Here is a 13,781-nt window from a genome sequence, read left to right on the forward strand (position 1 = left end):
ATTGAGAAACGATGTCACTGCGAACACTCGATACCCTCGGCGATCTCGCCGGCAAGCGCGTCATCATCCGATGCGACTTCAACGTCCCGCTCGCGGACGGCGTCATCACCGATGACGGCCGCCTCCGCGCGTCGCTGCCCACGCTGACCGCCCTGCTCGACGCGGGCGCTCGCGTCGTGGCGGTCTCGCACCTCGGGCGCCCCAAGGGCGAGCCCGACCCCCAGTACAGCCTCAAGCCGGTCGCGGACCGTCTCGCCGAGCTGCTCGACCGCCCTGTCGCCTTCGCGACGGACACGGTCGGCGACTCCGCGCGCGAGACCGCCGGCGCACTCGAGGACGGCCAGCTCGCCGTGCTCGAGAACCTGCGCTTCAACGCGGGCGAGACCGCGAAGGACGACGCAGAGCGCGGCGCCTTCGCCGATCAGCTCGCCGAGCTCGCCGACGTGATGGTGTCCGACGGGTTCGGCGTCGTGCACCGCAAGCAGGCGAGCGTCTACGACCTCGCTCAGAAGCTCCCGAGCGCCGCCGGCCTGCTCATCGCCAAGGAGCTCGAGGTGCTGGACACCCTGACCGAGAGCCCGGTGCGCCCGTACACGGTCGTGCTCGGCGGATCGAAGGTGTCCGACAAGCTCGGCGTCATCGACCACCTGCTCCCGCGTGTCGACCGCATCCTCATCGGCGGCGGCATGCTCTTCACGTTCCTCGCCGCGCAGGGCCACAAGGTCGCGTCGAGCCTCCTCGAGGCCGACCAGATCGAGACCGCCCAGGGGTACATCCGCACGGCGGAGGAGAAGGGCGTGCAGCTGATCCTCCCGACCGATGTGGTCGTGGCCTCGAAGTTCGGCGCCGACGCGGAGCACGTCGTGACCGCGGCCGACGCGATCGAGGAGTCGCCCTTCGGCGCCTCGGGCCTCGGGCTCGACATCGGACCGGAGACCTCGGCGGCGTTCGCCGAGGCCATCCGCGGCTCGAAGACCGTGTTCTGGAACGGCCCGATGGGCGTGTTCGAGCTCGAGCCGTTCGCGGCGGGCACGAAGGCCGTGGCGCAGGCGCTCACCGAGGTCGACGGACTCAGCGTCGTCGGCGGCGGAGACTCCGCGGCCGCCGTGCGCCAGCTCGGGTTCGACGACTCGGCGTTCGGTCACATCTCGACCGGCGGCGGCGCCAGCCTCGAGTTCCTCGAGGGCAAGAAGCTTCCCGGACTGGAGGTGCTCGGATGGGCGTGACGAAGAGGACCCCGCTGATCGCGGGGAACTGGAAGATGAACCTCGACCACCTGCAGGCGGTCGCGCTCGTGCAGAAGCTGCACTGGGCTCTCAAGGACGCCAAGCACGAGGACGGCAGCGTCGAGGTGGCGGTCTTCCCGCCGTTCACCGACCTGCGCAGCGTGCAGACGCTCCTCGACGCCGACAAGATCGCGTTCACGCTGGGCGCGCAGGACCTGTCGACGCACGACGAGGGCGCCTACACGGGCGAGATCTCGGGCGCGTTCCTCAAGAAGCTCGCCGTGTCGCAGGTCATCATCGGGCACTCGGAGCGCCGCGAGTACCACGCGGAGACCGACGAGGTCGTCGCCGCGAAGGTCCAGGCCGCGCTGCGCCACGAGCTCGTCCCGGTGATCTGCGTGGGCGAGACGAGCGAGGACCTCGAGAAGCACGGCGCGAGCGCCGTGCCGGTCGCGCAGCTCGAGAAGGCGATCGCGGGCGTGCCCGCTGACGCCGAGATCGTCGTCGCCTACGAGCCGGTCTGGGCGATCGGATCGGGCCAGGCCGCGACGCCGCAGCAGGCGCAGGAGGTGTGCGCGAAGCTCCGCGAGGTGCTCGCCGACAGGCTCGGCGCCGACACCGCGGCGCGCACGCGCGTGCTCTACGGCGGCTCGGTCAAGGCGGCCAACATCGCGAGCTTCATGCGCGAGCCCGACGTCGACGGTGCGCTCGTCGGCGGAGCCAGCATCAAGGTCGACGAGTTCGCCTCGATCATCCGCTTCGAGAAGCACGTCGGCGTGTGAGCGCATGCGGCCCGGGCGCGTGCGCTCGGGCCGCATGCCCCTCGCCGTATACTGAACTCCTGTGCGCGGCGCACGCGCGCACTCACGAAAGGCTCTCCGTGGAAGTTCTCGAGTTCATCCTCCAGGTCATCCTGGGCGTCACCAGCCTCCTGCTGACGCTGCTCATCCTCCTGCACAAGGGTCGCGGCGGCGGGCTCTCCGACATGTTCGGCGGCGGGATGTCGCAGGCCGTGGGCTCGTCGGGCCTCGCCGAGCGCAACCTGAACTACCTGACCGTCATCCTCGCGCTGGTGTGGTTCCTCTCCATCGTCGGCCTGGGCCTCATCACCAAGTTCCAGGTGATCTGATGGCCGTCGGCGGCAACGCGATCCGCGGGACGCGCGTCGGATCGGGCCCTATGGGCGAGCAGGACCACGGCCACCACGCCGATCGCGTGGCGGTGTCGTACTGGGATGCGCTCGGCAACGAGACCGTGCGGTACTACGCGGCGGGCGTGGCCGAGGAGGAGATCCCCGACGTCATCGACCATCCGCACTCCGGACTGCCGGCGGGGCGCGACCGCGAGAACCCGCCGGAGGCCTCGCGCAACGAGCCCTACAAGACGCACCTCGCGTACGTGAAGGAGCGCCGCACGGACGAGGAGGCCGAAGAGCTCCTCGGCGACGCGCTGCAGAAGCTCCGCGAGAAGCGCGGCCAGTAGCCCATCTGCGAGAAGGCCCCCGATCCTGAGGATCGGGGGCCTTCTCGCTGCGCTCGCGATGCGTTTCGCCTCGCTTCGCTCGCTCAACGACCGGACGCGGCTCGCTTCGCTCGCGATGCTTTTCGCCTCGCTTCGCTCGCTCAACGACCGGACGCGGCTCGCTGCGCTCGCGGAGCGTTTCGCCTCGCTTCGCTCGCTCAACGACCGGAGGCGGCTCGCTGCGCTCGCGATGTCTAGTCGGGGTCGATGAGGTCGTCGGGCACCTCGGCGGCCGCGGCCGCATCGGTGAACACGATCGTCTGCTCGGTGCCGTACGCGCCCGCCGCCGGAACGGACGCGTAGCTCGCGCCGGCCATCACGAGCCCGAGAGCCGACGCCTTGTCGGCGCCGGCCAGCACCATCCACACCCGCGCGGAGCCGTTGATGACGGGGCGGGTGAACGTGACGCGCTCGGGCGGCGGCTTGGGGGAGTCGCGCACCGGCAGCACCACGGCGTCGGTCACCGCGACCTCCCCGCGATCGGGGAAGAGCGAGGCGACGTGGCCGTCGGGGCCGACGCCGAGGAAGCACACGTCGAACGCGGGGAAGCGGCGCTCCTCGGACGACGCGAAGCGCGCGAGCTCGTCCGCGTAGGCCGTCGCCGCCTCGTCGAGGGTGACCCCGTCGTCGGCTGCCGCCGGCTCGTGGACGTTCTCGGCCGGGATGGCGATGCGGTCGATGAGCGCCGCGCGGGCCTGACCCGCGTTGCGCTCGGCATCGCCGCGCGGCACGAACCGCTCGTCGCTCCACCACAGGTGGACGAGCGACCAGTCGATGTTGTCCCGCCAGGGGTGCGCGGCCGTCGCCTCGAGGACCGCGATGCCCATCGAGCCGCCCGTGAGCGACACGTGCACGGGGCGCGAGAGCTGGGTGAGCTGCGCGAGCAGTCCCACGAAGCGGTTCGCGACGTGCTCCGCGAGCGCGGGCTTGTCGGGCTGGACGACGACCCGCGTGTCGGCGTCGGCCATCAGAATTCCTCCGTGGGCGGCCCCAGGCGCTCCCAGCCGTCCGTGAGGACGCGGCCGTAAAGCAGGTCGGGGTCGAGCCGACGCAGCTCCTCGGCGATGCACTCGCGCAGCGAGCGGCGGGGGAGGAGGAGCACGTGGTCGGGCTGGCCCGGCTGGGTGAGGCGCGCGTGCGTCGCGCTCGTGCGCTCGAGCACGATGTCGCCCCCCGCGCGGTGCAGCACGACGGAGTGGATGCCGTGGTTCCAGCGCTCGGGCGCCTCGTAGCACCACTCGACGGGCACGTCGAGCGCCATCCCGAGCCAGGCGGCGAGGAGGGCGGTCGACGGAGACGTCGAGGCGCCGCGCACCTCGACGGCCGTGACGGGCTCGAACGGCGGCTGGTCGAGCACGGCCGCGAGCTGCTCGCGCCAGCGCGTGAGGCGGGTCCACGCGAGGTCGGTGTCGCCGGGCGTGTAGACGAGGTCGAGCTGGCGCAGGCGGTCCGGCGCGTACGGAGCGGTGGACGTGTCGGTGATGCGCCGCTGGGCGATGCGGCCGAGCGCGTCCTTGCCGGGGCGTGCGGGCGGCTCGTCGGGCCACCACACGACGACGGGCGCGTCGGGCAGCAGCAGGCCGGTGATGAGGGTCTCCTCGTTGCTCGCCGCAGGGCCGAATGCGCGCAGCACGATGACCTCGCTCGCGCCCGCGTCGCCGCCCACGCGGATCTCGGCGTCGAGCCTCGCCTCGCCGCGCGGGTCGGTCACGAGCACGATGACGCGCATCGGGTGCTCGCGCGACGCGTCGTTCGCGGCGTCGATGACGGCCTCGTCGAGCGTCCGCTTCGACTTGATGATGAGCGTGAGCACGCGGCCGAGAGCGACCGCGCCGCCCTCCTCGCGCACGGAGACGAGGCGCTTGGCGACCTCGCTGACGCTGGTGTCGGGAAGGTCGATGATCACGGGCGCCTCCAAACGCGGCCGTCGCGGGCGAGGAGCGCGTCGGCGGATGCCGGCCCCCACGACCCGGAGTCGTACTGCTCGAGCGGCTCGTCGAGCGAAGCCCAGTACTCCTCCACGGGGTCGAGGATGCGCCAGGACAGCTCGACCTCCTCGTGGCGGGGGAACAGGGGCGGGTCGCCGAGCAGCACGTCGAGGATGAGCCGCTCATACGCCTCGGGGCTGGCCTCGGTGAACGCGTGGCCGTACCCGAAGTCCATCGTGACGTCGCGGACGTTCGTGCCGGCGCCCGGGACCTTCGAGCCGAAGCGCAGCGTCACGCCCTCGTCCGGCTGCACGCGGATGACGAGCGCGTTCTGGCCGAGCTCGCTCGTCTGGCCGCGCGAGAACAGGTGCTCGGGGGCGCGCTTGAACACGACCGCGATCTCGGTCACACGACGCCCGAGGCGCTTGCCCGTGCGGACGTAGAACGGCACTCCGGCCCAGCGGCGGGTGTTGATGTCGAGCTTGATGGCCGCGTACGTCTCCGTGCGCGACTCCGGGCTCATCCCGTCCTCCTCGAGGAAGCCGGTCACCTTCTTCCCGCCCTGCCATCCGCCCGCGTACTGCCCGCGCGCGGTCGCCGTGGAGAGGTCGGCCGGCAGCGTGACGGCCGCGAGCACCTTCTCCTTCTCCGCGCGCAGGTGCTCGGCGGAGAGGCTGATCGGCTCCTCCATGGCGGTGAGGGCGAGCAGCTGCAGCAGGTGGTTCTGGATGACGTCGCGCGCCGCGCCGACGCCGTCGTAGTAGCCCGCACGACCGCTCACGCCGATGTCCTCGGCCATCGTGATCTGCACGTGGTCGACGTAGTTGCGGTTCCAGATCGGCTCGTACAGCTCGTTCGCGAAGCGCAGCGCCAGGATGTTCTGGACCGTCTCCTTGCCGAGGTAGTGGTCGATGCGGAAGATCGAGTCGGCCGGGAACGCGGCCTCGAGGGCGTCGTTGAGCTCGCGCGCGGACTCGAGGTCGTGGCCGAACGGCTTCTCGATGACCACGCGGCGCCAGCGGTTGTCGTCGGGCTTGTCGTCGACGAGCCCCGACTCGAGCAGCTGCTGCGCGACGACGGGGAACGACTTCGGCGGGATCGACAGGTAGAACGCGTGGTTGCCCATCGTCCCGCGCTCGACGTCGAGGGTGTCGACGGTCTCGCGCAGACGGCGGAATGCCGCGGGGTCGTCGAACTCGCCCTGCACGAAGCGGATGCCCTGCGCGAGCTGCTGCCAGGTCTCCTCGCGGTATTCGGTGCGCGCGTGCTGCTTGACGGCCTCCTGCACCACCTGGGCGAAGTCCTCGTCCTCCCAGTCACGGCGGGCGAACCCGACCAGTGCGAAGCCGGGGGGCAGCAGGCCGCGGTTGGCCAGGTCGTACACCGCGGGCATGAGCTTCTTGCGCGAGAGATCGCCGGTGACACCGAAGATCACGAGGGCACTGGGCCCCGCGATGCGGTTGAGGCGGCGGTCATCGGGATCGCGCAGCGGATTGACGCCGCGCGAGATGTCAACGGTCATGAAAGGGGGGACTCCTCTTGCCCTTACTGCGCTGCTTCGAACAGCGAGAGAACCTCGGTCTGGGGATCGGTGAGAGTGAGCGTCACGACGGGCCGGCCGAGCGCGGCCAGGACCTTCGCGTCGCCGTCGGCCTGCGCCTCGATGAGCTGCCCGAACGTGAAGGGGAGACCGGGGATCTCGAGGTCGACCGGCGTGCGCTCCGTGATCTGCACGAAGACGCCCTGCGCGGGGCCGCCCTTGTGATACTGCCCGGTCGAGTGGAGGAACCGCGGCCCCCACCCGAAGGTCGCGGGGCGACCCGAGTCGGCGGCGACCATCTCGCGCAGGCCGTCGAGCTGCGGCACCTCGGTGCGCGCGACGTAGGCCTGGATCGAGACGTACCCGTCCTCCGGCAGACGCGCCCACAGCGCGTCCAGGACGCCCGCGATCGTCCCCGACTCGGCGAGTGCGGGGTCGCTCACGCGCACCTCGACGCCGTCCTCCGTGAAGGCGGGGGCGGCGGGCTCGGGACGCTGCGCGAGAAGTCCGCGCGCAGCCTCCTTCGCCGACTCGACGTCGGGCTGATCGAACGGGTTCACCCCGATGAGACGCGACGCGACCGCGACCGCGTACTCCCACACGAGGAACTGCTCGCCGAGCGCTCCGCTCACGAGCACCTCGCCGGGGTTGTGGTGCGGCGCATCGTCGACGTCGTCGACGATGCGCACGAGCTGCATGTCGGACGGCGTCTGCTCGACCTCGGGGGAGACCGGGAGGAGGACGACCGGCAGGATGCCCTTGCCGTCCTTGCCCGTGGACTCGGCGAGCAGCTGCTCGATCCAGTCGGTCAGTCCCTCGAGGCGCGTGCCGTCGGCGATGAGGCCGAGCTTGTCGCGGCGCGGCTCGGTCGCGGCGATCGCCGCTCCCAGCACGAGAGCGGGGTTCGACGGCGAGTCGATCGCGACGTCGAGCATCACGGCCTCCGCTTCGTCGAGCAGCTGCTCGATGTCCGCGCCGGCGAGGCCGCTCGGCACGAGGCCGAACGCCGTGAGGGCCGAGTAGCGGCCGCCCACCTCGGGGTCGGCGGCGAAGACGCGATAGCCGGCCTCTCGGGCAGCCGTGTCGAGCGGCGAGCCCGGGTCGGTCACGACGACGATGCGCTCTGCGGGGTCGATGCCGAGATCGCGGAAGGCGGTCTCGAAGACGCGGCGGTGCGCGTCGGTCTCGATGGTCGAGCCGGACTTCGACGAGACGACGAGCGCCGTGCGCTCGAGGCCGCCGTCCAGAGCGGCCAGCACGTCGCCCGGGGAGGTCGAGTCGAGGATGTCGAGCTCGACGCCGGCCGAGCGCGCGATCACCTCGGGGGCGAGCGACGAGCCGCCCATCCCCGAGAGGACGATGCGGTCCACGCCGCGCGCGCGGAGGTCGTCGCGCAGAGCGACGATCTCCGCCACGAGCGGGCGCGAGTTCGCGACGGCCTGGACCCAGCCGAGCCGGCGCGCCGCCTCGCCCTCCGCCGAGGAGCCCCACAGGGTGGGGTCCTCGGCGGTGATGCCCGATGCGACGAGGTCCGCGACGAGGCCGGGAACGGCCTCCTCTGCGGCGGTCCTCGCCGCACCGGACACGCGGATGGCGAATGTCACTTGGCGGACTCCAGCGCGGTGCGCACGGTCTCCTGGAGGTCGTGCCACGACGCGATGAACTTCTCGACGCCCTCGTCCTCGAGCACCTGGGTCACGTCGGCGAAGTCGACGCCCACGCCCGCGAGCGCGGAGAAGACCTCGCGCGCGTCCTCGTACGCGCCCGTCACGGTGTCGCCCGTGACGACGCCGTGGTCGAACGTGGCCTGGAGCGTCTTCTCGGGCATCGTGTTGACGACGCCCGGCGCGACGAGCTCGGTCACGTAGAGGGTGTCGGGAAGCGCCGGGTCCTTGACGCCGGTCGAGGCCCACAGCGGACGCTGCAGGTTCGCGCCGGCGGCGAGCAGGCCCTTCGCGCGGTCCTCCGCGAACTTCTGCTCGAACAGCTCGTACGCCAGGCGCGCGTTGGCGAGGCCGGCCTTCGACTTGAGCGCGAGCGCCTCGTCCGTGCCGATCGCCGCGAGGCGCTTGTCGACCTCGGTGTCCACGCGCGACACGAAGAACGACGCGACGGAGTGGATGCCCGACAGGTCGTGCCCGGCCTCCTTCGCCTTCTCGAGGCCGGCGAGGTAGGCGTCGATGACCTCGGCGTAGCGCTCGAGGCTGAAGATCAGCGTGACGTTGACGGAGATGCCCGCGCCGATCACCTCGGTGATGGCGGGCAGGCCCGCCTTCGTCGCGGGGATCTTGATGAGGACGTTCTCGCGGTCGACGGCCGCGTGGAGCTGCTTCGCCTGCGCGATCGTGCCCTCGGTGTCGTGGGCCAGGTCGGGGGAGACCTCGATCGACACGCGCCCGTCCACGCCGTTCGTGCGGTCGTAGATCGGACGGAAGATGTCGCAGGCGTCGCTCACGTCGGTCGTCGTGAGCGCGAAGATCGCGTCGTCGGCCGAGGCGCCCGCCGCGGCCTGCGCCGCGATCGAGTCCTCGTAGCCCACGTGCGCCGAGATCGCGCCCTGGAAGATCGTCGGGTTCGTCGTGATGCCGACGACGTCGCGCGTCTCGATGAGCTCGTGCAGGTTGCCCGACGTGATGCGCGAGCGCGACAGGTCGTCGAGCCAGATGCTGACGCCGGCGGCGGACAGGTCTGCGGTGGGGGAGGTCATGCGTTCTCCTTGAGGGTCTCGCGTGCGGCCGCCACGACGGCGTCCGCGGTGATGCCGAACTTCTCGAACAGCGTCTTGTAGTCGGCGGAGGCGCCGAAGTGCTCGATGGAGACCGAGCGGCCCTTGTCGCCGACGATGCCGCGCCACGTGAGCGCGACGCCCGCCTCGACCGAGACGCGCGCGGTGACGGACGAGGGCAGCACGCTCTCGCGGTACTCCTCGCTCTGCTCGGCGAACCACTCGAGCGACGGCGCGGACACGACGCGCGCGTTCACGCCGTCGGCCGCGAGGCGCTCGCGCGCCTCGACGGCGAGCTGCACCTCGGAGCCCGTCGCGATGAGGATGACATCGGGCGTGCCGTTCGGCGCCTCGGCCAGGACGTAGGCGCCCTTGACGGCGTGAGCCGCGGAGGCGAACACGTCGCCGCGCGCCTCCCCGTCGCCGCGCTCGTAGACGGGGATGTTCTGACGCGTGAGCGCGATGCCCGCGGGGCCCTGACGGCGACGCAGGATCTCGAGCCACACGACGCCCGTCTCGTTGGCGTCCGCGGGACGCACGACGGCGAGGTTCGGGATCGAGCGGAGCGTCGCGAGCTGCTCGACGGGCTGGTGCGTCGGGCCGTCCTCGCCGAGGGCGACGGAGTCGTGCGTCCAGACGAACACGCTGGGCACGTTCATGAGCGCCGCGAGACGGACCGCTGGGCGCATGTAGTCGCTGAAGATGAGGAACGTGCCGCCGAAGGCGCGCGTCGGGCCGTGCAGGACGATGCCGTTGAGGATGGCGCCCATCGCGTGCTCGCGGATGCCGAAGTGCAGCACGCGGCCGTAGGGGTTGCCCGACCACTCGTGCGTCGACCACTCGGCGGGGATGAACGACGCGGCGTCCTTGATCGTCGTGAGGTTCGACTCGGCGAGGTCGGCGGAGCCGCCCCACAGCTCGGGCAGCTCGGCCGCGAGGGCGTTGATGACCTGGCCCGACGCGGCGCGCGTGGACACGTCCTTGCCCGCCTCGAACACGGGAAGCGCGCTCTCGATGCCCTCGGGCAGCTCGCCCGCCTGCAGGCGGTCCCACAGCGCCTTGCGCTCGGGGTTCGCCTCGGCCCACGCGTCGAACGCCTTCTGCCACTCTGCGTGCGCGGCGGCGCCGCGCTCGACGAGCTGGCGCGTGTGCGCGATCACGTCGTCGGCGACCGCGAAGTGCTCCTCGGGGTCGAACCCGAGCACCTTCTTCGTCGCGGCGAGCTCCTCGGCGCCGAGCTTCGCGCCGTGGATCTTGCCGGAGTTCTGCTTGCCCGGCGAGGGGTAGCCGATGATCGTCTTCAGGGTGATGAGCGACGGCTTCGAGGTCTCTGCCTTGGCCGCCTCGATCGCCGCGAACAGCTCCTGCACGTCCTCGACGTACTCGCCCGACTTCTTCCAGTCGACCGTGAGCACCTGCCAGCCGTACGCCTCGTAGCGCGCGGCGACATCCTCGGTGAAGGCGACGTTCGTGTCGTCCTCGATCGAGATCTGGTTCGAGTCGTAGATCGCGATGAGGTTGCCGAGCTGCTGGTGGCCCGCGAGCGAGCCGGCCTCGCTCGTGACGCCCTCCTGCAGGTCGCCGTCGCCCGCGATCACGTAGATGTGGTGGTCGAACGGGCTCTCGCCCGCCGGCGCCTCGGGGTCGAACAGGCCGCGCTCGTAGCGCGCCGCGTACGCGAAGCCGACCGACGAGGCCAGGCCCTGACCGAGCGGGCCGGTCGTGATCTCGACGCCCTTCGTGTGGCCGTACTCGGGGTGGCCGGGGGTCAGCGAGCCCCACGTGCGCAGTGCCTTGAGGTCGTCGAGCTCGAGCCCGAAGCCGCCGAGGTACAGCTGCACGTACTGGGTCAGCGAGGAGTGGCCAGCGGACAGGATGAACCGGTCGCGACCGGGCCACTGCGTGTCCGCAGGGTCGTGCCGCAGCACCCGCTGGTACAGGAGGTACGCCGCGGGAGCGAGGCTCATCGCCGTTCCCGGGTGGCCGTTGCCGACCTTCTCCACGGCGTCTGCCGCCAGCAGGCGTGCTGTGTCCACAGCGCGCCGATCGATCTCATCCCAACGCAGTTCCGACACCGGACCGCCTTTCGTGGTGGGGCTTGTGCGCCCGGCTCTCGGTCCGCGGATCCCGTAACACAGGCGAAGCAGACGGCACTCGGGCGCGCGTTTCTGGCCCCAGCATAGCCTCGCGGCGGATGGGGCGTGCCGGTCTGTGACGACCGGTTGCGCCGAGTGTGGCAGAGCGCTGTGACGCGCGGGTGACGTGCGTCTCACGACGCCGGCCGCACGGGTGTGAGGAGGATCCGGGCGGCGCGCCGATGGCCTAGAATCGGATGTGCCTGTGCCAGCCGAGGGGAGACGTGAGCGCATGTCCACGACGATCGTCGATTCGGATCGGACCTCGCGTCAGCGTCTCGGCCGGAAGATCCGCGCGTACGTCGCGCTCACGAAGCCGCGCGTGCTCGAGCTGCTGCTCGTGTCGACCGTGCCGGTCATGTTCCTCGCCGCGAACGGCGTCCCGAACCTCTGGCTCGTGCTCGCGACCGTCATCGGCGGATCGCTGAGCGCCGGCTCCGCGGCCGCGTTCAACATGTACATCGACCGCGACATCGACGCGCACATGGCGCGCACCGAGAACCGGCCGATCGTGACGGGGGAGATCTCGCCCCGCAGCGCGCTCGTGTTCGCGTGGACCCTCGCGATCGTCTCGACCGTCTGGTTCCTGGCGACGACGAATCTCCTGACGGCGTCGCTGTCGGCGTTCGCGATCTTCTTCTACGTCGTGATCTACACGATGATCCTCAAGCGCCGCACCGAGCAGAACATCGTCTGGGGCGGCATCGCCGGGTGCTTCCCGGTGCTCATCGGCTGGGCCGCCGTCACGAACGGCCTGGACTGGGCGCCCTTCATCCTCTTCGCGCTCGTGTTCCTGTGGACGCCGCCGCACTACTGGCCGCTCTCCATCAAGTACGCGGTCGACTACGAGAACACCGACGTCCCGATGCTCGGGGCCACGCGATCGGGATCCCAGGTCGGCCTGCAGATCATCCTCTACGCATGGGCGACCGTCGCGTGCTCGCTCCTGCTCATCCCGGTCGCCGGCATGGGCCTCGTGTACTCGGTGTCGGCGCTCGTCTTCGGCGGCTGGTTCATCTACGAGTCGCACCGGCTCTACAACCGCACGGTGCTCGAGCAGGACGGCGAGAGCCGACCGCGCCCGATGCGCGTCTTCCACGCGTCGATCACGTACCTCACGCTCGTCTTCGTCGCCGTCGCGGTCGACCCGCTGCTGCCGTTCTGACGCGTCCGGCGCGCGCAGGGGTAGCGTTCTGAGTGATGACGAACCCTCCCGCGCAGCCGCCGACCCGCTCCATCCCGATCTCCGACCGCCGCCGGTGGGAGGCGTTCTGGGTCTGCGTGAGCGTGTCGGGCTTCACGATCCTCGACATCTCGAAGGTCAACGTCGCGCTCCCTGCGATCGAGACGGCCTTCGGCGCCGGATCGACCGAGCTCCAGCTCGTCGTCTCGGGATACATCCTCGCGTTCGGGCTCGTGCTCGTGCCGATGGGTCGCCTCGGCGACCAGCGGTCACGCAAGTCGCTCCTGCTCATCGGCCTCGTGCTCTTCACGCTGTCGAGCGCCGCGTGCGCGCTCGCGGGCGACATCTGGGTGCTGCTGGCAGCGCGGCTCCTGCAGGGCGTGGCAGCGGGCATCCAGATGCCGCAGGTGATGGGCACCATCCAGCAGCTGTTCACGGGCAGGGAGCGCGGCACAGCCTTCGGTCTCTTCGGCGCGATGATCGGCCTCGCCACGGCCTTCGGCCCCACGATCGGCGGCCTCCTCATCGCGGTCGGCGGGGAGGCCGACGGATGGCGATGGATCTTCTGGATGAACGTCCCCCTGTTCGCGATCGCGTTCGGGCTCGTCCTGTGGCTGCTGCCGGAGCTGCGCAGGCCGAGCCGCGACCCGGTCTCGCTCGACCCCGTGGGCGTGCTCCTCTTCGGCGTCGCGGTCGTCGCGCTCATGCTGCCCTTCCTCTTCACGACGGGCTCGCCTGACGACGCCCCCGAGCGGTGGTGGACGCTCGTCGTCTTCGTGCTGTTCGCGGCCGCCTTCGTCGCGTGGGAGCGCGGATACGAGCGCAGGGGCGGCTCGCCCCTCATCACGCTGCGCCTGTTCCGCGTGTCGTCGTTCCGCAACGGCACGATCATCATGGCCGCGTACTTCACGGGCCTGCCCGCCCTGTTCCTGCTCACGACCCTCTTCCTGCAGACCGGCCTCGGCGTGTCCGCGCTGCACGCCGGCATGGTCACGATCGGGTTCGCCCTCGCGAGCGCCGTCTCCTCGTGGTTCGGCGGTCAGCTCGTCGGGCGCTTCGGGCGCCCCGTGGTGGTCGTCGGCCTCGTCCTCGTGCTCGCGACGGTCGTCGGGCTCGCCGTGACCGCGCTGTTCATCCCGCCGGCTGCCACGCCCTGGGCGATGGCGGCGGTGATGGTCGTGGGCGGCCTCGGCGGCGGCATGGTCATCTCGCCCAACCAGACGCTCACTCTCGCCGAGATCCCGCCCGTGCAGGGCGGCGTCGCCGGATCGATCGGACAGCTCGGACAGCGCGTCGGCACCGCGATCGGCACGGCGGTCGGTCTCTCGCTCTTCTACGCGACGATCTACCGCGAGACGGCCGAGAAGCCGGCGCTCGAGGTGTACCACGATGCCTACGCGATCGGGCTCATGTCGGTCGCGCTCTTCGTCGCGGTCGCGTTCGCTGTCGCCCTCATCGACATGGGGTCGCGACTGCGCCGCGACCGGTCGGGAGCCGGAGAGGCCTGAGCCTCCCCGGCACCC

General features: G+C 71.0%; 12 protein-coding genes. 6 read left to right on the forward strand and 6 right to left on the reverse strand.

Features of this window, described 5'->3' with window-relative positions; genetic code table 11:
* Positions 1–11 precede the first annotated feature (11 nt).
* The 4 genes from M1D56_RS06615 to M1D56_RS06630 all read left to right on the forward strand — a co-directional run bounded on the left by M1D56_RS06615 (position 12) and on the right by M1D56_RS06630 (position 2,708).
* On the forward strand, positions 12–1,226 hold the full coding sequence (locus M1D56_RS06615) for a phosphoglycerate kinase (RefSeq protein WP_271174038.1): 1,215 nt from the start codon (positions 12–14) through the stop codon (positions 1,224–1,226).
* Positions 1,217–2,008: a triose-phosphate isomerase gene (gene tpiA, locus M1D56_RS06620; protein ID WP_271174039.1), complete on the forward strand. Its 792-nt coding sequence runs from the start codon at positions 1,217–1,219 to the stop codon at positions 2,006–2,008. The genes M1D56_RS06615 and tpiA overlap by 10 nt, the downstream gene beginning before the upstream one ends.
* Positions 2,009–2,106: 98 nt before the next feature.
* Positions 2,107–2,355, forward strand: a complete 249-nt coding sequence (gene secG / locus M1D56_RS06625; protein ID WP_271174040.1) for a preprotein translocase subunit SecG — start codon at positions 2,107–2,109, stop codon at positions 2,353–2,355.
* Positions 2,355–2,708, forward strand: coding sequence for an RNA polymerase-binding protein RbpA (locus M1D56_RS06630; RefSeq protein WP_271174041.1), 354 nt, complete (start codon positions 2,355–2,357; stop codon positions 2,706–2,708). Before secG ends, M1D56_RS06630 begins: the two co-directional genes overlap by 1 nt.
* 233 nt (positions 2,709–2,941) lie before the next feature.
* On the opposite strand, the gene pgl is transcribed toward M1D56_RS06630, so the two are convergent.
* Genes pgl through tkt form a run of 6 tightly spaced genes read right to left on the reverse strand, consistent with a single transcriptional unit; the run spans position 2,942 to position 11,015 of the window.
* The gene (pgl, locus tag M1D56_RS06635; RefSeq protein WP_324011608.1) at positions 2,942–3,715 is read right to left on the reverse strand and encodes a 6-phosphogluconolactonase; all 774 of its coding nucleotides are present in this window, start codon (positions 3,713–3,715) and stop codon (positions 2,942–2,944) included.
* Positions 3,715–4,653, reverse strand: a complete 939-nt coding sequence (locus M1D56_RS06640) for a glucose-6-phosphate dehydrogenase assembly protein OpcA (RefSeq protein ID WP_271174044.1) — start codon at positions 4,651–4,653, stop codon at positions 3,715–3,717. The genes pgl and M1D56_RS06640 overlap by 1 nt, the downstream gene beginning before the upstream one ends.
* Positions 4,650–6,197, reverse strand: a complete 1,548-nt coding sequence (gene zwf, locus M1D56_RS06645; protein ID WP_271174045.1) for a glucose-6-phosphate dehydrogenase — start codon at positions 6,195–6,197, stop codon at positions 4,650–4,652. Before zwf ends, M1D56_RS06640 begins: the two co-directional genes overlap by 4 nt.
* A gap of 23 nt (positions 6,198–6,220) precedes the next feature.
* The gene (locus M1D56_RS06650) at positions 6,221–7,819 is read right to left on the reverse strand and encodes a glucose-6-phosphate isomerase (protein WP_456285042.1); all 1,599 of its coding nucleotides are present in this window, start codon (positions 7,817–7,819) and stop codon (positions 6,221–6,223) included.
* Positions 7,816–8,922, reverse strand: a complete 1,107-nt coding sequence (tal, locus tag M1D56_RS06655; RefSeq protein ID WP_271174047.1) for a transaldolase — start codon at positions 8,920–8,922, stop codon at positions 7,816–7,818. Before tal ends, M1D56_RS06650 begins: the two co-directional genes overlap by 4 nt.
* Complete coding sequence (tkt, locus tag M1D56_RS06660; RefSeq protein WP_456285043.1) at positions 8,919–11,015, reverse strand: transketolase; 2,097 nt, start codon at positions 11,013–11,015, stop codon at positions 8,919–8,921. The genes tal and tkt overlap by 4 nt, the downstream gene beginning before the upstream one ends.
* Positions 11,016–11,307: 292 nt before the next feature.
* Here tkt and M1D56_RS06665 point away from each other — a divergent pair, with 292 nt between their 5' ends.
* Both M1D56_RS06665 and M1D56_RS06670 read left to right on the forward strand, forming a co-directional pair.
* Positions 11,308–12,240, forward strand: a complete 933-nt coding sequence (locus M1D56_RS06665; RefSeq protein ID WP_271174049.1) for a heme o synthase — start codon at positions 11,308–11,310, stop codon at positions 12,238–12,240.
* A gap of 35 nt (positions 12,241–12,275) precedes the next feature.
* Positions 12,276–13,766: an MFS transporter gene (locus M1D56_RS06670; protein WP_456285044.1), complete on the forward strand. Its 1,491-nt coding sequence runs from the start codon at positions 12,276–12,278 to the stop codon at positions 13,764–13,766.
* Positions 13,767–13,781 lie beyond the last annotated feature (15 nt).

Source organism: Microbacterium sp. JZ101, from assembly GCF_053903175.1.

Excerpts from the sequence above, each read along its gene's own strand:
- M1D56_RS06615 (WP_271174038.1), top strand. The coding sequence starts at position 12 with ATGTCACTGCGAACACTCGATACCCTCGGCGATCTCGCCGGCAAGCGC.
- tpiA (WP_271174039.1), top strand. The coding sequence starts at position 1,217 with ATGGGCGTGACGAAGAGGACCCCGCTGATCGCGGGGAACTGGAAGATG.
- M1D56_RS06630 (WP_271174041.1), top strand. The coding sequence starts at position 2,355 with ATGGCCGTCGGCGGCAACGCGATCCGCGGGACGCGCGTCGGATCGGGC.
- pgl (WP_324011608.1), bottom strand. The coding sequence starts at position 3,715 with ATGGCCGACGCCGACACGCGGGTCGTCGTCCAGCCCGACAAGCCCGCG.
- zwf (WP_271174045.1), bottom strand. The coding sequence starts at position 6,197 with ATGACCGTTGACATCTCGCGCGGCGTCAATCCGCTGCGCGATCCCGAT.
- tal (WP_271174047.1), bottom strand. The coding sequence starts at position 8,922 with ATGACCTCCCCCACCGCAGACCTGTCCGCCGCCGGCGTCAGCATCTGG.
- M1D56_RS06665 (WP_271174049.1), top strand. The coding sequence starts at position 11,308 with ATGTCCACGACGATCGTCGATTCGGATCGGACCTCGCGTCAGCGTCTC.
- M1D56_RS06670 (WP_456285044.1), top strand. The coding sequence starts at position 12,276 with ATGACGAACCCTCCCGCGCAGCCGCCGACCCGCTCCATCCCGATCTCC.